Below are 24,803 nucleotides of genomic sequence, written 5' to 3'. Positions count from 1 at the left end.
GCGACAAAAATAGGAATTATTTTTTTAGAAGTAACGATATGTTTATGCACTTGCATGCGCTTATAAATACGCCTACAATTATAATCCCACAATCGCCGCTTCAGCACAACGTTCACCATCCATTGCTGCCGAAACAATGCCACCAGCATAACCGCCGCCTTCACCACATGGAAATAAATTGTTGATTTGCGGGTGTGTAAAATGCTCATTTCTGGGGATGGTCACAGGTGACGAGGTGCGCGATTCAACACCAACAATATTGGCTTCTTCGGTGTAATAGCCACGCATTTTTTCGCCAAAAGCTTTAAATCCAGTTCGTAAACGTCCGCCTATAAATTTTGGCAATAAAGAGTGTAAGGGTGCCGATTTTAAACCTGGTTGGTACGAAGTATCGTTTAAAGTAGATGACAATTTGCCTTCAACAAAATCGGTGAGACGTTGAGCTGGAGCTGTCTGACTTCGCCCGCCTGAGGTAAAGGCTAACTTTTCTAAATCCTTTTGACATTCTAAACCTTTCAACGCGCCAAAGTGTTCGTATTTGTATAAATCCTTGTCTGCATTGATTTCTACAACAATTCCAGAGTTGGCATACAAATTATTGCGTTTGGATGGCGACATGCCATTTACTACAACTTCACCTTGCGATGTAGCCGCAGGTACAATAAAACCACCAGGACACATGCAAAACGAATACACGCCGCGATCATTCACTTGTTGCACCAAACTGTAAGCCGCAGCAGGTAATAAGTCGTCACGTTTCCCTGAACAATGGTACTGAATGCTGTCAATAATATGCTGTGGATGTTCTACGCGTACACCCATTGCGAAAGATTTGGCTTGTAAGGCAATAGCTTTATTTTGAAGTAAATAAAAAATATCGCGCGCCGAATGACCTGTAGCTAAAATCACGCGCTGTACGGGAATTTCGTCACCATTTTGAAGATGTATCCCAACTATCTGATTGTTTTTAATGGTGAAGTCAGTTACACGTGTTTCAAAATGAATTTCACCACCAAATTTCAATATGGTTTCACGAATGTTCTGAACGACTTTCGGTAATTTGTTAGTGCCAATATGCGGATGTGCATCTATCAATATCTGATCGGTGGCGCCATGATAGACCAAATTCTCGAAAATCCGTCGGACATCACCACGTTTTAAGCTACGTGTGTAAAGTTTGCCATCGCTGTAAGTGCCTGCGCCACCTTCGCCAAAACAATAATTAGAATCTTCGTTTACAATATGATCTTGATTGATAGCACGAATATCACGGCGACGCTCTTGAACATTTTTACCACGCTCAAATACCACAGGTTTAAATCCCAATTCTATACAACGCAGTGCTGCATACATACCCGCAGGACCAAATCCAATTATATGAATAGGTTTAGCTTTGGAAACGTCTTTATAATCAAAGTTGTAGTCTGATGACTGCGGAGCCGGTTCGTTAATGTAAACGGCCACTTTATAATTAAAATAGATAGTCGACTTTCGTGCGTCTATAGATTTTCTAAGAACTTTAATACCTAATATTTGTCCAGAAGATAGGCTTAAACTTTCAGCTGCTTTTTGAATTAAAATATCTGCTTGGGCAGTTTCTTCATGTAAAGCTACCCGCAGTTGAAGCTCTTTAACCATGTTTATTTTCTCTTATAAGTTATAAAAGAATAGGGATAATCGTGTTGGTCATCAATTTCAAATTTCTCATTATTGACGATTTTCCATACATCGGTATCTATCTCAGGAAAATAAGTATCTGCATTTTCAAAGCGGTGATGAACTTTGGTAAGTTCAATCACATCCGCAAATTCCATGGCTTGTTGGTAAATTTCACCACCACCAATGATGTAAGGTCGGTCGTCGCTTTTGGCAGCATCAAGCGCATCGTGTAAATTATTAACCACAACAACCCCTGATGGTACTTTGTAGTCGCGTTGTCTGCTTATTACAATATGCGTTCTGTTTGGTAGTGGTTTAGGGAAACTCTCAAAAGTTTTTCGTCCCATGATGATATGATGGCCGTTGGTAAGCGACTTAAAACGCTTTAAATCTTCACTTAAATGCCAAATAAGCTGATTGTCTTTACCAATGGCATTATTTTCATCTGCTGCTGCTATTAAGGTTACAATTTGTCCTCTTTTAGTTTCTATTACAGGTATAGGGTTTTCAGCGTTTATTTGCTTAGAAAGTTCCTCGATCCGTTTTTTTTGTTTAGAAATTAAAATCGCAGTTTGTTCATCTTCCCAGTTTTTACCCATAAATCGTTTGGTTATAAAAACTGAAATTAAATGATAAAGTAATAAGAATAACCATATGGAAATAGCATAAACAAACCAGTTGTAGCCATAAAATGTGAGTTCTTTCCCAATTCCTAAAAGCTGATTTGCAACTATCAGAAATATTGCACCAATCACAAAAATAACAACGTGGGCGATTAGCCTTTTTTTCTGAGTAATACGTCTTTTAGCGTTTTCGTAAAGTGCGAGTTCTTCTTTACTTATATGCGGTTCTTTTTTTCTTCCAAACATGGCTTCAGTTATAGCTGTAAAATTACTTATTTTTCACGAAATCGTTGTATCTGAATCCTCCTTTTTGGCGTAGTTGGCAACCGAAAACGATATAGTTGAAAATCAGTAGTTAAGCTTTTAAATTAACAATTGCTAAACTGATATATTTTTGTTTGAAAATTTATCAATTATAGCGTTTAAATGGTTTATTATTAAGAAACTGATAAATCTTACGCATATTAGCTAGGAAAGTTGCACTACTGAAAAATTCTTTTATAATTTTGAACCATATTAAAACACCTTAACTATGGCAATTAAAAAACAGTATTTAAAAAGCAAACCTGTATGTAAAGTTACTTTCGCATTAGAAGCAAAAGAAGCGCAAAATGTGGCAGTCGTAGGAAGCTTTAACGATTGGAATGCTGAGGCAACTCAGTTAGCAAAACAAAAAAACGGCACCTTTAAAGGTACAGTTGATTTAGAGAAAGACAATTCTTATGAATTTAGATATGTTGTTGATGGTAATTACATTAACGACGACCAAGCAGATTCTTACCAGTGGAATGAATTTGCATCTGCAGAAAATGGTGTGCTAAATTTGTAATAAGTTATTTTGTTTAATTAAAAGCGCTGCTGTTTTGTAGCGCTTTTTTTATATGTAATTTTTAAGGAAAATAAATCGTCATCAAAAATGAAAATGGTGTTCTAGTCGATTTACCATCTACGGTTCCTGGTCGTTTTAACTTTGGCATCCGTTTTACAACTTGTATAACATCAACAGCCACAGCACGGTGATTGGCCTTTACATTTATTTTTTCAGCCTTGCCTTTTTCGTTTACTTCAAATTCAACCAAAAATTGTGTCGATGTTTCGGTTGGAAATAACTTATCAGCTAGGTCATAGTTAAAACTCAGTTTAATAAAATCCATTATTTTTTGAGTAGAACATTGCTTTTGGTCTTCGTAGGAAAGCTCCTCGCTACATCCTTTATAAACGGGAAATGTTTTATCCGAAAAATGTTTTTCCTTTTTATTGGAGCCTTCAATTTTTAAGTGCAAAGGAAGTGAATACTGAACGGTTACGGGTTTGCCGCGCTGCATACCTGGCTTGTCAAGCTTTGGCACTAAACGAATAACCCTTATAGCTTCTGCTTCTAAAACCGGGTGCGAGGCTCTTGACTCAATATTGGTTATTTCGCCATCTTTGTTAATTTTGAAAATAACAAATATTTTTTCGACGCCATCCGGCAAACCAAGTGAATTAGCAAGCTTATAGTTGAAGTTGCTTGTAACAATTGATGTAATGCCACTCGCCATACATTTTTTTAGTTCAAGGTTGCTCATTTGTGGATTACAGCCTCGATATATAGGCACATGTTCTATGACCTCAAAAGGTACTTCTTGCGAATCTATATCTTCTGCTTTAATCGTAGATTCTTGAGCCAACATAATGCCAGTGTAAAATAATAGCCCAAGCCAAAGTAAGTGTTTCATAAGTTTAGTTTGATTTAAACAGCCACAATACCTTTTATGTGCGGATGTGGGTTATAATCAACCAAAGTAAAATCTTCAAAGGTGAAGTCAAAAATATTTTTAACCTCAGGATTTAAAAGCATTTTTGGCAATGGCCTAATATCACGGGACAATTGCAGTTCTAGTTGTTCAAAATGATTGCTGTAAATATGGGCATCACCAAACGTATGAACGAAATCGCCCGGTTGGTAGCCGCATACCTGCGCCATCATCATGGTGAATAACGCATAAGAGGCAATATTAAAAGGAACGCCTAAAAAAATGTCGGCACTGCGTTGATACAGCTGACAAGAAAGTTTACCATTTGAAACATAAAATTGAAAAAAAGCGTGACACGGTGGCAAGGCAGCTTTACCATTGGCTACGTTTTCACTAAAACTTTTAGAAGTGTCCGGCAGCACCGAGGGATTCCAAGCAGACACCAACATGCGTCTGCTGTCAGGATTGTGTTTTAAAGTGTGAATAACATCTTTAATTTGGTCTATTTCGTCACTGTTCCAGTTGCGCCATTGGTGTCCGTAAACTGGGCCTAAATTACCATTTTCATCGGCCCATTCATTCCAAATACGAACGCCGTTTTCATTTAAATACTGAATATTGGTATCGCCTTTCAAAAACCATAACAACTCGTAAATGATAGATTTTAAATGCAGTTTCTTGGTGGTTACCATAGGGAAACCTTCACTTAAATCAAAACGCATTTGGTAACCAAACACACTTTTGGTGCCTGTACCGGTACGGTCTGATTTTTGGTCGCCGTGTTCTAATACGTGTTTTACAAGGTCGTGGTATTGTTTCATAACATTTCCCGCGAAAGCGGAAATCTCTTTTAAGATTATTGTACGAGTTTAATAAAACGAAAATATCAAAAAGAAAAAAGTAATGACTTAGAAGAAGGCATTTTTATATAAAAAGTTATTAACTATCAATTATGAAATAAGGGTGACTATTTAATAAAAATTATTCCTTCTATAAATTTCCCGCGTATGGCGCGGATTTACGCAGAAAGAATCAGTGACAATCAGTTTTTAATCAATAATATTAAGAACAAACATGACATCAAAAATAAGCTGTTTTGTATAGTGACCAATCTGAGAGAATTTTGTATCATTAATTTTTTGTTAAGTTTTATTTTAAAGGTTTTTTTGTTGGTATTCTTCTTATTTTGAGTTGATATTTATTATTGATAACCCATGATAAAAAAATGCCAAACTTACTCGAATGACTGAGAATACCATAAATGAATTTAGTTTTAGAGCGTATCAAATATTAAAAATATGTAAATTATAAAAAACCAAATCCGCTACGATATTGGTGTAAATTCTGAACGCGTTCGAGATTTATTTCAAAATTATTTAGCGCATACATGGACACCTGGAAAGCAGCAGCCAATATTTAGTGTTTTATCTAGACGTATTTCACCATATTTTCAATTTCAAACATTAAACCCCTACACTTTATGGTAAAGAAAACAATCATATTAATTATAATTTTATTCCTAATAACTCTCAGTTCGTGTTTCAGGATAAAAAATAAAAAAGAATTTTACAAAGAAGTAATAGTCGATGATACATTTAAAACCGAGGGATTTTATTATAGATTTCAAATTGATGAGCATAATTTATACGTTTTCCCGATAGTTTTCACTGTTGATGGATATTTTAAACAAAATATTTTTATAAACGCAAACCAAGAAAAAGTCAACGGAATTAATTATGAAAGCCATTGCAAGCTTAATTCTAATAATAAAGATTTAAAAGAATTAGGACTTAAAAAGGCAAGTTGCTTTCTATTAAATTATGATTTGTTTAATACGAGTAGAATAGGGTCTATTAATAAAAATGTTGAAGCATACGAATGGGGAAGATACTCAATCAATAACAAAAAGATACATATAAGGTACTTCGAGTTATCAACGAGAAGCGATTTGTACTTAATAGAATTATCTGGTTTAATTGAAGAAAATAGATTAATCTTAAACCATAAATATAATTTCAGCACAGAAAAGCATGAGAATATAGAACTTATTTATTATTTTGAACCATTGGACTCGTTGAATATAAATATACCTTCAACAATAAAAAAAATGAGATTTTAAAAAATGAAAAACCAAATCCTACTTATCCTAGCCATTCTACTCACCGCGAAGGGATCAGCTTCGATGAATCTTCGATTTCGCGCGAAAGCGGGGGCTTATTGATGGTTTTTGTGTTTTTCAGTATTTTAAATTGTAAACCCACACGAAGGGATTAGCTTCGCTGAATCTTCGATTTCGCGCGGTAGCGGGGGAAATAAATAGTCATTTAAAACATTTGTTATGAACGGAAAAAATCTATATGTTATTGTAATAGTGTTTTTCTTAGTATTTTTAATTTTGGTAATAGGTAGTATTATATTTAACACTGATAAAAAAAAGCCAAATTCTAATATTGAGCTAAACGTTTATAAAGTTCATTAATATAAAGGCGTGCTTCTTTATAACGATAGTGTCGCATTAACAAATAATTGTCCTTTGATTGGTAATAAAGATTTTTTGATTAGGGCAATTAAGCCTCCTTTTTACTTTAAGAAAGAAAAGTACAGTGATTCAATTTTGATTATTAAAGATAATGATAGCTTATTTTTTGAATTTATTGACATGAATTAATTTTAAAATTATAGTATTTATTAATAAAATAAGATTGTTAATATTAACTTCCTATCTCTCCGAAAGCTCCTGACTTCGGAGCAAACAAATTAAATCGATAATGAGGAATACAAATCCTTCCTCTTTTGGCATTTTACTTTCTATAAATTTCTTGCAAATGGCACAGATGTGCACAGAAGAAAATATCGTAAATTGTAAAATTGGGGGCTATAAAAAAGTTTGGATTGAACTTTTGAATAACGAGATTCCTGCGTTCGCAGGAATTTAGCCAATAATCATCCCCGCAATAGTGGCCGACAATAATGAAGCAATGGTGCCACCAATCAGTGCTTTTATACCAAATTCCGATAAGGTTTTGCGCTGGCCAGGAGCTAGAGACCCAATACCACCAATTTGAATGCCTATAGATGCGAAATTGGCAAATCCGCATAACATATAAGTGGCCATAATAATGGATTTTTCAAATTTTAAGTGCGTAAGGTTGGCTATGTTTTTGAGTTCGGCTAGTTGAATATAGCCAACAAATTCGCTAGCAACCAATTTTATTCCTAGTAATTGACCCATCAGTGCCATGTCTTCCTTGGCAACGCCAATCAACCACATAAGGGGTGCAAATACATAACCTAAAACAAATTCTAAGGACAAACCGTCGTATTGAGTGCTGGCAGCAATAATCTCGTTTAATGAGGTGAAGCGCCAATCGATATTTAGGGCAGCAATAGTAATACCATCAAAACTCGCCACAAAACCTAAAATGCCATTAATCATGGCAATGAATGCTAGAAATACCAATAGCATAGCGCCTACATTCGCGGCGAGCTTTAAACCTTCGGTGGTGCCGTTGGCAATGGCATCTAAAATATTAGAGCCTATTTTATCTTGGGTAATTGCAACTTCTGTATTGATCTTGGCTTGCTGTGGATATAAAATTTTAGAAATCACAATAGCACCTGGTGCTGCCATTACTGATGCCGTAAGCAAGTGCTTGGCATAAAACAATTTTAAAGCTTCATCTTCACCGCCTAAAAATCCGATGTAAGCAGCCAAAACACCACCAGCAACGGTGGCCATACCGCCAATCATCACCAGTAATATTTCGGATTTGGTCATTTTTTCTAAATAGGCTTTGATCATCAAAGGCGCTTCGGTTTGCCCCAAAAATATATTGCCTGCCACACTTAAACTCTCAGCACCTGAAATCCCTAAAAGTTTGGTGAGCGCAATGGCCAATCCTCTTACAATTTTCTGAATAATACCTAAATAAAACAACACCGAAGTTAGTGCTGAAAAGAAAATGATGGTTGGTAATACTTGAAAGAGAAAAATGAACCCGTAACTTTCCACATTCATTAAATCTCCTAGTAAAAAAGTGCTTCCCGCAATGGTATAATCTAAAATGGCCACAAAACCTTTGCCGACAAATTCAAAAATACTTTGAATAAAAGCCACTTTTAATACCCCAATGGCCAATAGTAATTGGGCCAATAATCCCAAGCCTACGGTTTTCCATCTAATGGCTTTACGATTCTGACTTAGCAAAAAAGCAATTAGTAATAGCACCAACATCCCTAAAGCCCCGCGCATTAAACTGTTAATGGAAAACCCTTCGCTTTTTATAATGCTCTTTTCTTCTTGAAGTTTAGCAATTAAGGCTTTGTTTTGAAGATATTTCTGATCGAAAAACTTGTAAGCAATGCCTTGTTCTTGAAATGCTAAAGTTGAATCTGTTAAGCTCGTGATGCGATATCGGCGAATGGTATCGGTGGGTTGGTTATAATAAAATACGAGTAAATTATTTTGAACAATATAATCACCTGAAGCTTGAAGGCTGTCTTTAGAACTTAAATTATATAAAAAAGTGCTGTTGTTTAGAACTAATGAATCGTTTTTGGTTACTGGTAAGGGCGTTTGGTTATCACTGTCAATCGATTGTAACTTCCATGTTCGGTCTAATTCTTGTGCCTCGTTTATACTGGTAGCAAAAAGGCATGCGAGTAAAAAGACGAACAATTTATTCATACTAAAAACTTAACGTTTAGAAATTTCGTCTCTAATTTTAGCCGCTGTTTCGTAGTCTTCATTTTTTACAGCATCGTCCAGTAATTCGTTGAGTTCGCTGAGGCTTTTTTCCTTATAACTTTCGTAGAGTGCGGCGTCAACTTCTTCGGCAATTAAATCATCAACCAAAATACTATCTTGACTTTCTTTATCGGATTTAGGATTGACTTTTAAATAAATTCCAGCTTTGTCTAGTATATTTTTATAAGTGAATATTGGTGCTTGAAATCGCAGCGCTAACGCAATAGCATCGCTGGTTCGCGCATCGATTATTTCTTCAATTTTATCGCGCTCGCAAATCATACTTGAATAAAAAACGCCATCCACCAATTTATGAATAATCACTTGTTTTACAACAATGTCAAATCTATCGGCAAAATTTTTGAATAAATCGTGGGTGAGTGGTCTTGGTGGTCTAATTTCTTTTTCTAAAGCAATAGCAATAGACTGTGCTTCGAAAGCACCAATCACAATTGGCAACTTTCTATCACCGTCAACTTCACTCAAAATTAGCGCATAGGCACCATTTTGTGTTTGACTGTAGGAAATTCCTTTAATATTTAGCCGTACTAAACTCATAAATTTAAAACACAAATAACCGTTTAAATTTGCAATTAACCAAACGCATTCTTATCAAAACTTAAGCAGTCACTTTAACACAAGTAATCAAGTTATGTGGATGCGTATTAACTTAAGAAAGAGAATTGATTATACAAGTTAATAAAATTAAGCGTTTTGTGCTTTAAATTCCTTTAATTTTTCGGTAAGTTTTGGAACAATTTCAAAGGCATCGCCAACAATTCCATAATCGGCAGCCTTAAAAAATGGCGCTTCTGGATCGCTGTTGATAACCACCTTTACTTTAGAGGCATTAATACCTGCCAAATGCTGAATGGCTCCTGAAATGCCGATTGCGATATACAAATTAGAGGCCACGGGTTTTCCAGTTTGTCCTACGTGCTCACTATGTGGTCGCCAACCTAAATCGGAAACAGGTTTAGAACATGCTGTAGCTGCTCCTAAAACTTCGGCTAAATCTTCAATCATTCCCCAATTTTCTGGGCCTTTTAAGCCACGACCTCCAGAAACCACGACTTCGGCATCGGCGATACTTACTTGGTTAGAGGCTTTGTCAACTGAGCTTACAGAAATTCCAGAATCCGAAATATTTGGGCTAAAGGCCTCTACTTGGGCTGTTGTTGGGTTTTCAACCAATCCATAGGAGTTATTAGAAACACCAATAATTTTGTTCTCATTACTAATTTCGGTGTGTGAAAAGGCTTTGTTGGTAAATGCAGTGCGTTTTACTGTGAAAGGTGAAATATTACTAGGTTTTTCTACCACGTTAGATGCGTAACCTGCCTCCAACTTAACCGCCAGGACAGGTGCTAAATATCTGCTATCGGCACTAGAGCTTAAAATAACAACCGTTGCATTTTCTTGCTTAGCCGCTTGCTCTAATATGCTCGCATGGGTGTTTACATTAAAGTTTTTGATGGTATCGTTGGTCACATTTAAAATTTTATTTACCCCGTAGTTTCCTAGCGATTCTACATTTTGTGCGTTTACCGCAACGGCGGTTACGGTGGTATTCATTAAATCGGCCACTGCTTTCGCATAAGAAGCAACTTCGAACGAAATTTTCTTTAACTGACCTTTATCGGATTCTGTATATACTAAAACTGACATATGTTTATTTTTGTTATGTTTCCGCAAACTTGTCTTTTCAAGAGGGTGAGGAAATGTTATTATTTAATACGTTACTTTAAAAATTCCAAATTCCAAATTCCAAAATTTGTTTATTGAATTTTAGATGACTTTCGCTTCGTTGTGAAGCAGGTTTATAAGTTCATCAATATTATCGGCATCCACTAAGGTTACTGCCCCTTTGGGTGCGGGTTTTTCGAAACTCTTGGCTGTGGTTGCATTGTTGGTGCTAACAGGTTCTAGAACTTTTAATGGTTTTTGTCTCGCCATCATGATGCCTCTCATGTTTGGAATGCGTAAATCGCTTTCTTCTACCAAACCTTTTTGTCCGCCGATTACAAGTGGTAAACTGGTAGCAATGGTTTCTTTTCCACCATCAATTTCACGAACGGCAGTGGCATTATTACCATCAACTTCAAGGCTTACACAATTTGTAACAAAATTGGCACCGGTTAAGGCTGCAAGTATTCCCGGTACCATACCACCATTGTAATCTATAGATTCTCTACCTGCGATTACCAGATCATATTGTCCGTCTTTTACAACGGTAGCTATTTGTTGTGCAACGGCGTAACCATCGGTTGCTGCTGTGTTAACTCTTATGGCCGAATCGGCTCCAATGGCAAGTGCTTTTCTTAAAGTGGGTTCCGTTTCTGGGCCACCAACATTTACTACATCTACACTAGCGCCTTGTTTTTCTTTAAACCACATAGCACGCGTCAAGCCAAATTCATCATTTGGGTTGATCACAAATTGCACGCCATTGGTGTCGAATTTGGTATCGCCCTCTGTAAAATTAATCTTCGAAGTGGTGTCGGGTACATGACTTATGCAAACTAATATTTTCATAGATTCATTATTATTTTTAAAATATTTAAAATTTCACACTATATCGTTTGAGTAATGTAAAATAATTAGGTTTTAGTTTATATCTTCTTGAGTTAAAATTGACTCAAAATACTTTCAAAATACGAAGGTAAATATTTTATTTTGGATTTTGCTATGCGTGCATAATAAATTTTTCTAAAAATTTTCAACCTAATTAAACTTTTTAAGTTTTCAAATTTGTCATTTCTGAATATAACACCAAGCGTGTTTAAGCATTTTCCACTGCCTCAAAATAATATCAACTAATTCCTTCGAAACTCTTGTTAATTTAAAACCAATAATTATTACTTTTGTTCTTCCAAAAAAATAAGAACCTAAATGAAGACAATACAATTTAGAGAAGCCATTTGCGAGGCCATGAGTGAAGAAATGCGCAGAGATGAAAGCATCTATTTAATGGGTGAAGAAGTAGCCGAATACAATGGTGCTTATAAGGCTTCAAAAGGAATGCTAGACGAATTTGGTCCTAAACGTGTTATTGATACCCCGATTGCCGAACTTGGTTTTGCAGGAATTGCGATTGGCTCAACCATGACAGGCAACAGACCTATTGTAGAGTACATGACCTTTAACTTCTCCTTAGTTGGTATTGATCAAATAATAAATAATGCGGCTAAAATCCGACAAATGTCTGGCGGACAGTTTAAATGTCCTATAGTTTTTAGAGGGCCAACTGCTTCGGCAGGACAATTAGCAGCAACGCACTCACAAGCCTTTGAAAGTTGGTTTGCCAACACGCCTGGCCTAAAAGTTATTGTGCCTTCAAATCCGTATGATGCTAAAGGCCTTTTAAAATCAGCCATTAGAGATGATGACCCCGTTATTTTTATGGAAAGTGAACAAATGTACGGTGATAAAGGCGAAGTGCCTGAAGGCGAATACATCATTCCTATTGGTGTAGCCGATATCAAGCGCGAAGGTACCGATGTAACCATCGTCTCTTTCGGAAAAATTATCAAAGAAGCTTACATAGCTGCTGATGAATTAGAAAAAGAAGGCATTTCTTGTGAAATAATAGATTTAAGAACGGTAAGACCCATGGATCACGATGCGATTCTTACTTCAGTTAAAAAAACCAATCGTTTGGTTATTCTAGAAGAAGCTTGGCCTTTTGGTAATGTGGCAACCGAAATCACCTATCAGGTACAATCTCAAATATTTGATTATTTAGATGCACCAATTATAAAAATCAATACGGCCGATACACCAGCACCATATTCGCCAGTGCTATTCGAACAATGGTTGCCTAATAGTAACGATGTTGTTAAAGCAGTTAAAAAGGTGCTTTACAAATAAAATAACAGTTTTACCGTTATTTATACTTCATCTGTAACACCAACAATGAAGCTACCATTATATGAAGCATAAACTACTCATTGCCCTAAGTTTATTGTGTATCGTTGCCTTAAATGCTCAAACAAAAGTGAGTGGTTATGTGTTTGATACCTACAATGAGCCTGTAGCTTATGCCAACGTACTTTTTAAAAATTCTACCGAAGGAACTATCACCGACGAAAATGGTCGTTTTTATTTAGAATCCAAATCGTCTTGGGACACTTTAGTGGTTTCGTTCTTAGGTTATGAAACCCAGACTTTAACCTTAACCTCTAGAGTTACCTTTGATCTAAAATTTATTTTAGAGGAAGCCTCAAACACTTTAAATGAAGTTTTTATTGTAACGGGAAAGCAGTCTAAAAAAAACAATCCTGCCATCGATATTTTAAGGAAAATCTGGGAGCGTAAACGTCAAAACGGCCTCAAACAATTCAAACAATACGAATACGATAAATATGAAAAAGTAGAATTTGACCTCAATACTATTGATAGTGCCCTCATAAAAAGTAAATTATTTAGAGGGATGGAATTCGTTTTTGAAGAAGTAGATACCTCTAAAGTCACTGGAAAAACATACCTGCCTATATTTTTAAACGAATCGTATAACCATGTTTCAGGCGATAATATCATAAAGAAGGAAAGAGAAGAACTCATAGGAAATAAAAATTCGGGATTTAGCAACAACCAAATTATTATAGATTTTATAGATGATTTGTATTCCGATTACGATGTGTATGAGAATTACCTAAAATTTTTCGATAAAAGTTTTGTGAGTCCTCTATCGAAAACAGGCATCGATAATTATAATTACGTATTGTCTGATAGTGCTTTTATTGATAATAAATGGTGTTATAATATCATCTACTACCCACGACGCAAAAACGAATTAACTTTTAAGGGTGACTTCTGGGTGAACGATACAACCTTTGCAATTAAAGAAATAAAATTGCAAGCATCCAAAAGTGCCAACATAAATTGGGTAAAGGAAATCTATATCGAACAGGAATTTGAAGTTCTAAACGACTCGGTGTTTTTGGTAAAACGAGATTATTTCCTTTCAGATTTTACTTTAAGCAAGAAAGAATCTTCCCGAGGTGTTTATGGCAAAAGAACCACATTGTACGATAATTATGTCTTTAATAAACCTAAAGATCCTAAGTTTTACGATGTAAAAGTTTTTGATTATGATGCTGAAGTTTACAATCGCGACGATGATTTTTGGAAACAAAACCGATTAGAAGATCTGAACAAAGACGAACAAGGGGTCTATAAAATGTTGGACACTTTAAAAACGGTTCAAAAGTTTAAAACCTTGTATAACGTTGGTAGTATTCTGGCCTCTGGTTATATTGAGTTTCCTTCTATTAATATGGATTATGGCCCTATTTTTTCAACCTTTGGTTTCAATGAAGTGGAAGGCGTAAGACTAAGGGCAGGAGGTAGAACCTATTTCGGTCAAAACGATTTGTGGCGAATTGAGGGTTTTACAGCTTACGGATTCAGAGATAATAAGTTTAAATATGGTATTTCGGCAAAAGCGTTACTTGATAAAAAAAGCCGACTGATTATTTTTGGTGGTAACCGACGCGACGTAGAGCAAATAGGCGCAAGCTTAACCAGCTCAACCGATGTTTTAGGTCGAAGTTTAGCTTCTTCAGCAGTAATAGGTACAGGAGCCAATGATAAACTTACCAACATTAATTTGTCTACCCTTGGTTTTGAAATTGAACCAGCAAAAAATTTAGTATTCGCAATTCAAGGAACCTATAGAACGCTCAAATCAGCTTCTGAAACTTTTAGTTTAGATTATGTGGATGAATCTTCACCAACAGGCGTTTCGTCTCAAATCAACCAGTTTGAATCCAGGTTTTCAGTTAATTATTTCCCTGGAAGAAAAATGACGGGTTATGGTGTTGAACGCCGTATTGCCAATGATTATTTCGCCAGAATTTTAGCGCAGGTAAGTTTGGGGAGTCCGTCAATTTTAAATAGCGATTTTGAATATACAAAGTTGCAAATGTCCTATATACAGCCAATTCAAGTTGGTGGATTGGGTAGATTGGTCACTTCAATAGAAGCTGGTAAAACCTTTGGCGATGTGCCACTCGGCTTACTCAGCGTTGTACCGGGTAATCAAACGTATTTTTCTATTTACAACACTTTTACACAGTTAGATTTTTATGAATTTGTAACTGACACTTATACCTCTATGCACGTAGAACATAATTTTAACGGACGTTTATTTTCGAGAATACCATTTCTTAAAAAATACAACTTAAGAGCTATTGTTGGTGCGCGCGGTGTTTGGGGCGATTTATCTCAAGACAATATTAATATCAGCACCACAGGGAATCTAGTGGAGTTTCCGCTTATTGCACCTAACGATAAAATTTATTACGAGTACAGCATTGGCGTAGCTAATATTTTTAAAGTGTTGCGCCTCGATTTTAATTTTAGAGGTAATTATTTAGATACACCTGGCGCGAGAAGGTTTGGTGTAACTGGTAGTTTTGGCTTCTTTTTTTAAAAGAATTGAATCGGTAAATTTACAAAAAACAACATATGAAAACTTCAGAACAACCTACCTTCGATGTATTAATCGAAATACCAAAAGGCAGCCGAAACAAATATGAATACGACTTTGAACTCAAAAAAATACGCTTCGATCGGATGCTGTTTTCATCTATGATGTATCCAGCCGATTATGGATTTGTCCCCGAAACTTTGGCCTTAGATGGCGATCCCTTAGATGTGCTAGTGTTAGGAGGTGAACCAACCTTTCCTATGTGCGTGATGGAGGTAAAACCCATTGGTGTTTTTCACATGGCAGACGAAAAAGGTCCTGATGAGAAAATTATTTGTGTCCCAGTCTCTGATCCTATATGGAATTCCCTCAACGATTTATCTGATATGAATCCGCATCAAATTAAAGAAATTGAACATTTTTTCCAAGTATATAAAGATCTCGAAAAGAAGAAAGTTGACGTTGGTGGCTGGGGAAATGTTGAAGAAGCTACACAAATTTGGTACCGATGCAAAGAACGCTACCAAAAAAGTGATTATAATGATACAGGTAAATTTTCAATTTGAATAATTAAAATTATATCAAAAAAGCCCTTTTGTTTTCTGAATAAAAGGGTTTTGTATTCAATTGCATTTTACTACTTTTGCCCAGCAATTAACTAATCAAAATCAATTATGGATAAATTTATGATTTATGTGCCACTTGTAATGGCAGTCATCGGTTTGCTTTTTATGTGGGCCAAAAAATCTTGGGTATTAAAGCAAGATGCCGGAGACGGAAAGATGAAAGAAATCTCCGATTACATTTATGAAGGCGCTCTAGCCTTTCTTAAAGCTGAATACCGTTTACTAACATTTTTCGTAATTGGAGCCAGTTTAGCACTTGCTGCTATATCATTTATTGTTCCAACCACAGATATACTTATTGTAGTTGCCTTTATTTTTGGCGCTATTTTTTCAGCCTTTGCTGGAAATATCGGAATGAAAATCGCTACCAAAACCAATGTGAGAACTACCCAGGCTGCACGTACTACTTTACCCCAAGCACTTAAAGTGTCTTTTGGTGGAGGAACTGTTATGGGATTGGGCGTTGCTGGTCTTGCAGTACTTGGTTTAACTACTTTTTTCATCGTGTTCTTTCATTATTTTATGGGAGGCGTTTGGACCTCTACCGATCAAATGACGATTGTATTAGAAACTTTAGCTGGTTTTTCATTGGGTGCTGAATCTATTGCCTTATTCGCTCGCGTAGGTGGTGGTATTTACACCAAAGCTGCCGATGTGGGTGCAGATTTAGTTGGTAAAGTGGAAGCTGGAATCCCTGAAGATGATCCTCGTAATCCTGCTACTATAGCAGATAACGTAGGTGATAACGTTGGTGACGTTGCAGGTATGGGTGCCGATTTATTTGGAAGTTACGTAGCAACAGTTCTAGCAGCCATGGTACTAGGTAACTATGTTATCAAAGATATGGGTGGTGATATTGTAGACCAAGGGTTTGGCGGTATCGGTCCAATTTTATTACCAATGGCCATTGCTGGTTTCGGAATATTGTTTTCTATCATTGGAACCATGTTGGTTAAAATTAAAAATAATGATGCTAAAGAAAAACAAGTTCAAGGTGCATTAAATGTTGGTAACTGGGTTTCTATCGGCTTAACACTTATTGCTTGTTTTTTCTTAGTAAGATATATGTTACCAGAAACCATGCAAATGAATTTCTTTGGTGAAGGCCTTAAAGAAATTTCATCTATGCGTGTGTTTTATGCAACCATCGTTGGATTATTTGTTGGTGGTGTGATATCATCAGTTACTGAATATTATACAGGATTAGGCACTAAGCCGGTTTTAGCCATCGTACAAAAATCTGCCACTGGCGCAGGGACCAACGTTATCGCTGGTTTGGCAACAGGAATGATTTCAACCTTCCCAACAGTTTTATTATTTGCAGGTGCCATTTGGGGTTCGTATGCGTTGGCTGGATTTTACGGTGTTGCATTAGCTGCTTCCGCCATGATGGCAACAACCGCCATGCAATTAGCTATTGATGCATTCGGACCAATTTCTGATAATGCCGGTGGTATTGCGGAAATGAGTGAGTTGCCAAAAGAAGTCCGTACGCGTACCGATATTTTGGATTCTGTTGGAAATACCACTGCTGCTACAGGAAAAGGATTTGCGATTGCTTCTGCAGCCTTAACCTCACTTGCTTTATTTGCGGCTTATGTTACTTTTACAGGTATCGATGGAATTAATATATTTAAAGCGCCAGTATTGGCGATGTTATTTGTTGGTGGAATGATTCCAGTAGTGTTTTCAGCATTAGCTATGAACTCTGTTGGAAAAGCTGCCATGGAAATGGTGTATGAAGTGCGTCGTCAGTTTAAAGAAATCCCTGGCATTATGGAAGGAACCGGCAAACCAGAATACGGCAAATGTGTTGAAATTTCAACCCAAGCGGCACTTAAAGAAATGATGTTACCTGGGATTTTAACTATTGGTTTCCCTATCGCAATTTCATTATTGCCTATGTTATTGGGTTACGACAATTTATTAATTGCTGAAATGCTTGGTGGCTATATGGCTGGTGTAACGGTTTCTGGTGTGCTTTGGGCAGTATTCCAAAATAACGCAGGTGGTGCTTGGGATAATGCTAAAAAATCTTTTGAAGCTGGTGTGATGATAGATGGTAAAATGACTTACAAAGGCTCTGATGCACATAAAGCTGCAGTAACGGGTGATACAGTTGGTGATCCTTTTAAAGATACCTCTGGTCCGTCTATGAATATTTTAATTAAACTTACTTGTTTAATCGGATTGGTGATTGCACCTATTTTAGGAGACCATGGTGCTGAAACAGGCTTGGCAGATAATCAAGTTAAAGTGGAAATGACGGTAACCAACGATTTAGCGGAAGCTACTGTTAATTATACGGTGACTGAAAACGGTGAAACGATTACAAAAGTAGAAACGTTTAAAGGAACTGAACTTGAAGTAAAAGATGCTGTTGAAGCTTTTGAAGCGGCAATAAATGTGGAAGAAACTTCTAAAAAGGTTGAAATTAATTCTGTGGAAATTAAGAAAATCTAGGTTTTACAATAACTTAATAATAAAAAAAACCTCGCTTTTTCCAAGCGAGTTTTTTTTATTTTAATATGCAGACTACTTATTTAGATCTCGGCGTATAACGATTTATTTCAGTAATGTCAACAGCATTCATTTCATAACCTAGCAAATATTTACTGAAATGATCGGCTCTTAACCAAAATGAATATTCGGTCATATCACCAAAGCTATGGCGCTGGCCAGGCAGCAGCATAAAATCGAAACGCTTATTGGCTTTAATCAAAGCTTGAGCCATTCTAATGGTGCCACCGGGATGTACATTATTATCAACATCGCCAGTAACTAATAATAGTCTTCCTTTTAAGTTTTTAGCCAAAGATTGGTTGGTGTCAATCATGTATTTATATTTGGTAGTACCTTTATCATCCATTACTTCTAGCACGCCATGGTGGGTTTCACTCCACCAACTATTATAAATGGTATTGTCGTGGTTTCCTGCGGAAGACACTGCCGCTTTAAAAAAGTCTGGATATACCAACATCGCAGCGGTCGACATAAAGCCAACGCCTGAATGGCCATAAATTCCAACTTTTTCAATATCAATAAAACTGTATTGATCGGCTAGTTGTTCTGCCACATGTCTTTTATCAGCTAAACCATAATCTCTTAAATTACCGTAGCCGTAATTGTGATACCATTTTGAGCGGTCTGGATGTCCACCGCGATTTCCCAAAGTGACCACAATAAAACCAATTTGCGCCATTCTATCCAAACGATCCATTCTTATCGAAAATGATTTATTTACAGCTTCAGTTTGTGGCCCAGGATATACATATTGTAAAAGCGGATATTTTTTAGTCTCATCAAAATCAAAAGGTTTATACATCACACCGTAAATATCGGTGATGCCATCATCTGCTTTCATTTTAAAGGGTTCAGGAAATTGGTATCCTGTGGCCATGAGTTGTGTTAAATCGGCTTCTTCCAACTGCAGCACCACATTACCTGCGCTGTTTCGCAGTTCAGATTTTGGAACGGTATTTACTCTGGAATAATTGCTGACAAAAAAACCATTAGAATCAGCCATATTGGTATCAGTATTATAATCGCTCGGATTTAAGTTCTTCAGACCTGTGCCATTCAGGTTAATTTTATAAAGTTGCTCATAATAGGGATCTTGGTCTTTAGGAATTCCGTGCGCCGTAAAATATAGTGAACGTGACTTTTCATCTACACCAATTGCTTGCTCTACGTGAAACGACCCATCGGTAATTTGATTTTTAAGATTGCCTTCAGTATCGTATAAATAGTAGTGTGCCCAACCCGATCGTTCAGCCCAATGCAACATTTCGGTTTCGTTGTTAATCAAAACTAACGGACGTGATTCTATATAAGTATTAAATCGTTCTTCTATTAATATTTTTACGTCGCCCGTGTTGATATCGGCCACACAAACGTCAAATTTTTTACGATCTCTACTTATGGTGTTGAAATAGATTTTTCCTTTTTTAGACAGTAGTAAGGACGGCGTAAAATCATCGCTATAAGTCGCTTTTTTTCTCGGTTCTCGATACACCTGAATGCTTTGTTGCTTTGTGGTATCTAGTTGCACCTTTTTCATATCTTTTGATGCAATATCAAACACAATCATTTCATATTTATAAAACTCATCCTCTCCAGGCATGTGATACTTGTAGGTTTCTAAGGTTGGTCGCTTCTCCTCAGTAGTGTTGATGACCCATAAATCTTTGATGTGTCTGGAATCGGTTTTTTGAAATACAAACTTTTTTGAATCGTGCGACCAAATACCGTAAATGCTTTTTCGCTTATCCTTATCTTTTATTTTGCTTTCGTTGGTTTCTCCGCGACCGCTGCCGCCACCGTAAGAAAAATATTCTTCACCATCGGTGGTCCATTGGTTTTCAACAATGGTAGTGTCTTTCTCATTTTTCACTGCTTTCAAGAAATTTTCCTTGTCCATCCAGTACATATTGTGATGCTTTGAAAACAGAACAATTGAGCTGTCGGGTGCAATATTGGCCCATTTTTTCCAATCTTCTTTTTCTTTCTTTTTATGATCTAAAAGGGTGAGTGAATTACTGCCTAATCGGTACTCAAAATGAAACACTTTATTTTCCATTTTTGGTTTTTTAGGCTTCTTTTTGGTCTTGGTTGAATCGTTTTCAACCTCAGTTTTTTCATCGTCCTCGTCTTCGGCTGCTTCTACCTTTTCGGTTGAAGTCATTCTAAATTGAATGGCGGTATCATTCTTTACAAATTTAAAATCGAATCGAGGTAAATGTTGCGCATCGTATGGATCTTTAGTGATTTCGGTGAGCCACTTTGCCATTTTTTCGTTGTCGAATAATTCAGTTTTGCTTCGTTTATCGGCATCAACTAAATAATACTTAGAACCTTCGGTAGTTTTGTATTGGTACCAGAACCGATTACCAGTTTTTAGCCAATTAGGATTAACCGAGGTAGAATGCACCAATTTCCCCAAGTTAGTTGGTGAAAATTTTGCCGCAGCTCTGTAATTTGGTACGGGTGTTTTTTTGGTCTCGTCCTGAGCATTACCAATGAAAAAAGATAGTCCTAAAAGGAGCGAAAGAAAGTGTTTGTTCATGCGAATTTAATTGGTGAATTGAATTGTTGAAGCTACTAAAATAAGAAAACTTAAAGTTGAAATGCCGAATAAGCTAGCAACCCCTATGTTTTTAAAGAAATATTAACGTTCGTGAAAATGCCATCGGACTCAGAACAGCACGGTTATTTAAAACAAAAAACCTCATTACGAGATGAGGTTTTGTATATAAAGGTGAATGTAGGCGTTAAAACAACCCATTAATCTCTGCATCTATTTTATTGATAACCAAACCTAAATCTTCAGGGTTGGCCACAAAATCTAAATGATCTACATCAATTACAAGCAAGTTACCTTTGTCGTAACCGTGAATCCAAGCTTCATAACGTTCGTTAAGTCGACTTAAATAATCAATGCTGATTGAATTTTCATAATCCCGACCGCGTTTGTGGATTTGAGATACTAAATTTGGTATGGAGCTTCTAAGGTAAATCAATAAATCTGGACCTTTCACCAATGATTCCATCAGATCAAATAACGAGCGATAATTTTCAAAATCACGATTGGTCATTAAACCCATAGCATGTAAGTTGGGCGCAAAAATATGCGCGTCTTCATAAATAGTCCTGTCTTGAATAATATCTTTGCCGCTTTCTCTTATTTGAAGTACCTGACGAAACCGACTATTCAAAAAATAAACTTGAAGATTAAAACTCCAACGCTCCATTTGGTTATAAAAATCGTCTAAATATGGATTGTCAACCACATCCTCAAGCTGCGCTTCCCATTTATAGTGTTTGGCTAAAAATTTTGTAAGTGTTGTTTTTCCGGCTCCAATGTTTCCTGCTACGGCAATATGCATAATGTTAGTCTAATTTTAGTTGGTAGTGGTGCAAGTTTTCACCATCGTAAATATACAAGGTTTCGGTGGTTGCAAAAAACTGTTTTATTAACAAATTTGGCAACTTGATGGGTTGGGAGTCGCTTAAATCTTTACCCATTCGGTAGAGTTTGTCTGATTTTAAAACAATTAGTTTTTCATTGGAAATGGCTATTTTCTCAAATCCATTATTTGGAATTTTCGAAATCATACTGCCTAAATAATTGTATTGGTACAAATGGTTTTGAGTGAGTAGCCAGCAAAAGTTGAAATTGCTTTTTAAGTCTAATATTTTACCATTAATCGGCACCGACCGAAATCGAGACCTATTTTGCTTATAGTCATACAATTCTAATTGCTGACTATCCATATTAAACAGCCAAACGGTATTGTCAAAACCAGTTGAAATATGGGTTACGTTGCGATAAGGTTGCAGCGTATTGAAGTCTATTTTAAAGACATCTGCAAGTCGATTGTCTAAAATGATAAAACTATTTAAATCCTTGTAAAATAAATTAATTTTTAATGGATTATAAACGTCCACCGATGCAATGTCGCCTAATTGTAAATTGCTAAAAGATGTGATGTTTTTGGCATCTTGTTTAAAAAAACTGTTGTTTTTAGTAGTGTAGTAGAAGTTGTCAAATTTGTCAAAACCACCGATGATCTCGGCTTTAATAGGTTGCGACTTTATAAATAAGGGATTTATCGTGTCTTGACCAAAAGCCACGGAAACCGCAAAAATAAAAATAAGAATGAATCGCATCATAGGAGCTACAAATTACAAAAATAAATGAATGTCTAGCACACTAATTTATAACCATAACCGCGCACATTTAGTATTTGAAGATTGGAATCTTTTTGGAGTTTCTTCCTGAGTTTAGAAATAAAAACATCCATGCTGCGTGCATTAAAAAAATCGTCGTTACCCCAAAGTTTGTTTAAAATTAAAGTCCTATCCAATACCTGATTTTTATTTTGTATCAAATGAAATAACAAATGTGCTTCTCTGTGTGTGAGTTGAATAGCTGTTTCATTTTTATAGGTGAGGAGCTGCTTGGGAAAATTAAAGCTATAGTCACCTAAAATGATAAGTGTTGTATTCTGTTGAGTTTTTTGGCGATGGAGTAAATTATGAACGCGCACAATGAGCTCTTCCATACTAAACGGCTTTTTTAAATAATCGTTGCCGCCAATTGAAAAGCCTTCAACCACATCAGCTGTTTGAGATTTTGCCGTAAGGAATATAATAGGAATGTTTTGGTCTGTGCTTCGTATTTCTTTGGCTAAAGTAAAACCATCTTTTTTAGGCATCATCACATCCAAAACAAGCACATCAGGTTGTTGGCTTTTATAAGTTTCAAAAGCTTTCTCTCCGTTATCGCAAAGCAATACTTCAAAATCACGCGTCTCTAAACTTTCTTTAATGATTTGTCCTAAAGCAGCTTCATCTTCAGCCAATAATAATTTTACTTTAGCGCTCATGAGGTAGCGTAATTTTAAAGGTTGTTTTGTTGTTATTTAAATTTAAGACAATATTGCCGTCGTGTTTTTCGATGATGGTTCTACTGTAAAATAAGCCAATCCCAAAACCTTTCACATCGTGTGTATTGCCCTTTGGTACGCGGTAAAATTTATCGAATATACGTTCTTTATCCGCTGGTTTTAAACTGTTGCCATCGTCTGAAATGTCAATTTCAATTTGTTTTTTTAAAGTTTTGAGCTCAATTTCAATTACATTTCCACCATATTTAACGGCATTGTCTAAAATGTTGTTAATGGCATTTTCAAAATGAAATGTATCAACAGCAGCTATAATATTATTGACCTTTTTATTGAAAATAAAATTCTTTTCAGGATGCTGATTTTTAAAACTATTAACAGAGGCTTCAATTAAATCACTAAGATTCACTTCTTCTTTATTAAATTCAAGTTCGTTACTGTCTAAAGTAGCTGTTTCTAGTAATTTTTCAACCATGGTATTCAACTTCGTCAACTGGTGAGCAGACATACTGATGTAGTGTTTGGCTTTATTCTTATCTTCAATGGCGTTAAAATTACTCATGCCTTCTAAAGCCGCGCTAATGGTGGCGATGGGTGTTTTAAATTCGTGGGTAATGTTGCTGATGAGGTCATTTTTAATTTCGGCCAATTGTTTTTGTTGGTTGATAATATGAAGCAAGTAAAACAAACATCCAATAACGCCAAATACCAGTATAGTCGACAACAGAATACCACCTAAAATTCGATTTAAAAGCAACGGAATTTCATTTGTAAAATATAAATTTAATTCACTTCCAGTAGGTAGAAAGCTTGAATTTGCTTTGGTGTTAATGCCATCTCCTAGCGTGTCGGTTTTATTAGTTGTTTCAAACTTATTTTGATACCACCAAAAGTATTGCTCCTTTTTATCGTTTTTATACTGCATCTGGTAAGCGACGTTTATCTTTTTTCTTTGGAATTCGTTTTTAAGCAGACTGTCAACTTGCTTCAAATCTAAACTGTCATTTTTGATGGACACCACAATTTTAGAAGTTAAAAAATTAATCGCTTTTTCTTGGAGTGAATCGGGATTGTTTTTTTCAAAAGAAGTTATGGCTTTATCATCTTCAAACCTGGCGTACTCGACAGGAATGGTATCCATCGATTTAACTTCGGCCCCTCTAAAAATAGTGACGCCTTCTATGCTTTTAGGATTGATATGGTTCAAATTTTTAAATTTATTTTTGGTACTATCAATACTTGAAAGAATTTTAATAAAAGTGCTGTCCTTTCCGAAGATATTTTTTTCAGAATCGCTATTAAATGTAAATCCAACAGTAGAATTTTGAGCCAAGGCGGCGTAATAATCATCAACAGCTTTATCCAGACTTATCTGAATTTCGTTAATGAGCTGCTGCTTATTAACTAGGTAGTTTTTATAATTCCAATAAGCTTGAATACAAATGGTTGCAACAATAACTGTGGAAATTAGGTATAGAATCCAAGTGTAAGTTTTACTATTCATAAACCAAAAGTAGTTTTTTTAGCTTTCACAAAAACAATTGGTTAACACACGTTAACACTGGTTAACCAT

19 protein-coding genes are annotated in these 24,803 nt (G+C 36.0%); 6 read left to right on the top strand and 13 right to left on the bottom strand.

Annotation, left to right across the window (positions count from 1 at the left end):
* Positions 1-78 precede the first annotated feature (78 nt).
* Together V7Z48_RS02280 and V7Z48_RS02275 are read right to left on the bottom strand one after the other, a co-directional pair.
* Complete coding sequence (locus V7Z48_RS02280) at positions 79-1,638, bottom strand: NAD(P)/FAD-dependent oxidoreductase (protein WP_334111771.1); 1,560 nt, start codon at positions 1,636-1,638, stop codon at positions 79-81.
* Between the two features lie 2 nt (positions 1,639-1,640).
* Positions 1,641-2,528, bottom strand: a complete 888-nt coding sequence (locus V7Z48_RS02275; protein ID WP_334111770.1) for a dihydrofolate reductase — start codon at positions 2,526-2,528, stop codon at positions 1,641-1,643.
* 286 nt (positions 2,529-2,814) lie between these two features.
* On the opposite strand from V7Z48_RS02275, the gene V7Z48_RS02270 reads away from it, so the two are divergent.
* Positions 2,815-3,111 carry an isoamylase early set domain-containing protein gene (locus tag V7Z48_RS02270; protein ID WP_334111769.1) on the top strand — a complete coding sequence of 99 codons (297 nt, stop codon included), beginning with the start codon at positions 2,815-2,817 and terminating at the stop codon, positions 3,109-3,111.
* 61 nt (positions 3,112-3,172) lie between these two features.
* Here the strand turns inward: V7Z48_RS02270 and V7Z48_RS02265 are convergent, their stop codons facing one another.
* Positions 3,173-4,000 (bottom strand): energy transducer TonB, encoded by an 828-nt coding sequence (locus V7Z48_RS02265; protein ID WP_334111768.1) that lies wholly within the window; start codon positions 3,998-4,000, stop codon positions 3,173-3,175.
* Between the two features lie 14 nt (positions 4,001-4,014).
* Positions 4,015-4,839, bottom strand: coding sequence for a thymidylate synthase (locus V7Z48_RS02260; protein WP_334111767.1), 825 nt, complete (start codon positions 4,837-4,839; stop codon positions 4,015-4,017).
* Positions 4,840-5,498: 659 nt separating this feature from the next.
* Between V7Z48_RS02260 and V7Z48_RS02255 the strand changes: the two genes are divergently transcribed.
* Positions 5,499-6,137: a hypothetical protein gene (locus tag V7Z48_RS02255; RefSeq protein ID WP_334111766.1), complete on the top strand. Its 639-nt coding sequence runs from the start codon at positions 5,499-5,501 to the stop codon at positions 6,135-6,137.
* An 813-nt stretch (positions 6,138-6,950) separates the two neighbouring features.
* On the opposite strand, the gene V7Z48_RS02250 is transcribed toward V7Z48_RS02255, so the two are convergent.
* The 4 genes from V7Z48_RS02250 to V7Z48_RS02235 form a co-directional block, all read right to left on the bottom strand.
* On the bottom strand, positions 6,951-8,705 hold the full coding sequence (locus tag V7Z48_RS02250) for a nucleoside transporter C-terminal domain-containing protein (RefSeq protein WP_334111765.1): 1,755 nt from the start codon (positions 8,703-8,705) through the stop codon (positions 6,951-6,953).
* 9 nt (positions 8,706-8,714) lie between these two features.
* The gene (locus V7Z48_RS02245; RefSeq protein ID WP_334111764.1) at positions 8,715-9,323 is read right to left on the bottom strand and encodes a bifunctional nuclease family protein; all 609 of its coding nucleotides are present in this window, start codon (positions 9,321-9,323) and stop codon (positions 8,715-8,717) included.
* Between the two features lie 147 nt (positions 9,324-9,470).
* Complete coding sequence (locus V7Z48_RS02240) at positions 9,471-10,433, bottom strand: electron transfer flavoprotein subunit alpha/FixB family protein (RefSeq protein WP_334111763.1); 963 nt, start codon at positions 10,431-10,433, stop codon at positions 9,471-9,473.
* A 120-nt stretch (positions 10,434-10,553) separates the two neighbouring features.
* The gene (locus V7Z48_RS02235) at positions 10,554-11,300 is read right to left on the bottom strand and encodes an electron transfer flavoprotein subunit beta/FixA family protein (protein ID WP_334111762.1); all 747 of its coding nucleotides are present in this window, start codon (positions 11,298-11,300) and stop codon (positions 10,554-10,556) included.
* 357 nt (positions 11,301-11,657) lie between these two features.
* Here V7Z48_RS02235 and V7Z48_RS02230 point away from each other — a divergent pair, with 357 nt between their 5' ends.
* From V7Z48_RS02230 to V7Z48_RS02215, 4 genes are all read left to right on the top strand, one after another.
* Positions 11,658-12,635 (top strand): pyruvate dehydrogenase complex E1 component subunit beta, encoded by a 978-nt coding sequence (locus tag V7Z48_RS02230; protein WP_334111761.1) that lies wholly within the window; start codon positions 11,658-11,660, stop codon positions 12,633-12,635.
* Between the two features lie 61 nt (positions 12,636-12,696).
* Positions 12,697-15,201 (top strand): DUF5686 and carboxypeptidase-like regulatory domain-containing protein, encoded by a 2,505-nt coding sequence (locus V7Z48_RS02225; protein WP_334111760.1) that lies wholly within the window; start codon positions 12,697-12,699, stop codon positions 15,199-15,201.
* Between the two features lie 35 nt (positions 15,202-15,236).
* Positions 15,237-15,764 (top strand): inorganic diphosphatase, encoded by a 528-nt coding sequence (locus V7Z48_RS02220; protein ID WP_334111759.1) that lies wholly within the window; start codon positions 15,237-15,239, stop codon positions 15,762-15,764.
* A 108-nt stretch (positions 15,765-15,872) separates the two neighbouring features.
* On the top strand, positions 15,873-18,287 hold the full coding sequence (locus V7Z48_RS02215; protein ID WP_334111758.1) for a sodium-translocating pyrophosphatase: 2,415 nt from the start codon (positions 15,873-15,875) through the stop codon (positions 18,285-18,287).
* A 76-nt stretch (positions 18,288-18,363) separates the two neighbouring features.
* On the opposite strand, the gene V7Z48_RS02210 is transcribed toward V7Z48_RS02215, so the two are convergent.
* From V7Z48_RS02210 to V7Z48_RS02190, 5 genes are all read right to left on the bottom strand, one after another.
* Complete coding sequence (locus tag V7Z48_RS02210) at positions 18,364-20,889, bottom strand: S9 family peptidase (protein ID WP_334111757.1); 2,526 nt, start codon at positions 20,887-20,889, stop codon at positions 18,364-18,366.
* Positions 20,890-21,094: 205 nt separating this feature from the next.
* Positions 21,095-21,709, bottom strand: coding sequence for a deoxynucleoside kinase (locus tag V7Z48_RS02205; RefSeq protein WP_334111756.1), 615 nt, complete (start codon positions 21,707-21,709; stop codon positions 21,095-21,097).
* A gap of 4 nt (positions 21,710-21,713) precedes the next feature.
* On the bottom strand, positions 21,714-22,496 hold the full coding sequence (locus tag V7Z48_RS02200) for a hypothetical protein (protein ID WP_334111755.1): 783 nt from the start codon (positions 22,494-22,496) through the stop codon (positions 21,714-21,716).
* Between the two features lie 32 nt (positions 22,497-22,528).
* On the bottom strand, positions 22,529-23,212 hold the full coding sequence (locus V7Z48_RS02195; protein WP_334111754.1) for a response regulator transcription factor: 684 nt from the start codon (positions 23,210-23,212) through the stop codon (positions 22,529-22,531).
* The gene (locus tag V7Z48_RS02190) at positions 23,202-24,734 is read right to left on the bottom strand and encodes a sensor histidine kinase (RefSeq protein WP_334111753.1); all 1,533 of its coding nucleotides are present in this window, start codon (positions 24,732-24,734) and stop codon (positions 23,202-23,204) included. Before V7Z48_RS02190 ends, V7Z48_RS02195 begins: the two co-directional genes overlap by 11 nt.
* Between the last annotated feature and the right edge of the window lie 69 nt (positions 24,735-24,803).

The organism is Paucihalobacter sp. (genome assembly GCF_036825875.1).
Classification (GTDB): Bacteria; Bacteroidota; Bacteroidia; order Flavobacteriales; family Flavobacteriaceae; genus Paucihalobacter.
The sequence above is the reverse complement of the archived record's forward strand: the minus strand, read 5'-3'. Positions and strand labels throughout refer to the sequence as shown.

What these genes read in the sequence shown, in the direction of transcription:
- V7Z48_RS02280 (WP_334111771.1), bottom strand. Translation starts at nt 1,638, where the DNA reads ATGGTTAAAGAGCTTCAACTGCGGGTAGCTTTACATGAAGAAACTGCC.
- V7Z48_RS02275 (WP_334111770.1), bottom strand. Translation starts at nt 2,528, where the DNA reads ATGTTTGGAAGAAAAAAAGAACCGCATATAAGTAAAGAAGAACTCGCA.
- V7Z48_RS02270 (WP_334111769.1), top strand. Translation starts at nt 2,815, where the DNA reads ATGGCAATTAAAAAACAGTATTTAAAAAGCAAACCTGTATGTAAAGTT.
- V7Z48_RS02265 (WP_334111768.1), bottom strand. Translation starts at nt 4,000, where the DNA reads ATGAAACACTTACTTTGGCTTGGGCTATTATTTTACACTGGCATTATG.
- V7Z48_RS02260 (WP_334111767.1), bottom strand. Translation starts at nt 4,839, where the DNA reads ATGAAACAATACCACGACCTTGTAAAACACGTATTAGAACACGGCGAC.
- V7Z48_RS02255 (WP_334111766.1), top strand. Translation starts at nt 5,499, where the DNA reads ATGGTAAAGAAAACAATCATATTAATTATAATTTTATTCCTAATAACT.
- V7Z48_RS02250 (WP_334111765.1), bottom strand. Translation starts at nt 8,705, where the DNA reads ATGAATAAATTGTTCGTCTTTTTACTCGCATGCCTTTTTGCTACCAGT.
- V7Z48_RS02245 (WP_334111764.1), bottom strand. Translation starts at nt 9,323, where the DNA reads ATGAGTTTAGTACGGCTAAATATTAAAGGAATTTCCTACAGTCAAACA.
- V7Z48_RS02240 (WP_334111763.1), bottom strand. Translation starts at nt 10,433, where the DNA reads ATGTCAGTTTTAGTATATACAGAATCCGATAAAGGTCAGTTAAAGAAA.
- V7Z48_RS02235 (WP_334111762.1), bottom strand. Translation starts at nt 11,300, where the DNA reads ATGAAAATATTAGTTTGCATAAGTCATGTACCCGACACCACTTCGAAG.
- V7Z48_RS02230 (WP_334111761.1), top strand. Translation starts at nt 11,658, where the DNA reads ATGAAGACAATACAATTTAGAGAAGCCATTTGCGAGGCCATGAGTGAA.
- V7Z48_RS02225 (WP_334111760.1), top strand. Translation starts at nt 12,697, where the DNA reads ATGAAGCATAAACTACTCATTGCCCTAAGTTTATTGTGTATCGTTGCC.
- V7Z48_RS02220 (WP_334111759.1), top strand. Translation starts at nt 15,237, where the DNA reads ATGAAAACTTCAGAACAACCTACCTTCGATGTATTAATCGAAATACCA.
- V7Z48_RS02215 (WP_334111758.1), top strand. Translation starts at nt 15,873, where the DNA reads ATGGATAAATTTATGATTTATGTGCCACTTGTAATGGCAGTCATCGGT.
- V7Z48_RS02210 (WP_334111757.1), bottom strand. Translation starts at nt 20,889, where the DNA reads ATGAACAAACACTTTCTTTCGCTCCTTTTAGGACTATCTTTTTTCATT.
- V7Z48_RS02205 (WP_334111756.1), bottom strand. Translation starts at nt 21,709, where the DNA reads ATGCATATTGCCGTAGCAGGAAACATTGGAGCCGGAAAAACAACACTT.
- V7Z48_RS02200 (WP_334111755.1), bottom strand. Translation starts at nt 22,496, where the DNA reads ATGATGCGATTCATTCTTATTTTTATTTTTGCGGTTTCCGTGGCTTTT.
- V7Z48_RS02195 (WP_334111754.1), bottom strand. Translation starts at nt 23,212, where the DNA reads ATGAGCGCTAAAGTAAAATTATTATTGGCTGAAGATGAAGCTGCTTTA.
- V7Z48_RS02190 (WP_334111753.1), bottom strand. Translation starts at nt 24,734, where the DNA reads ATGAATAGTAAAACTTACACTTGGATTCTATACCTAATTTCCACAGTT.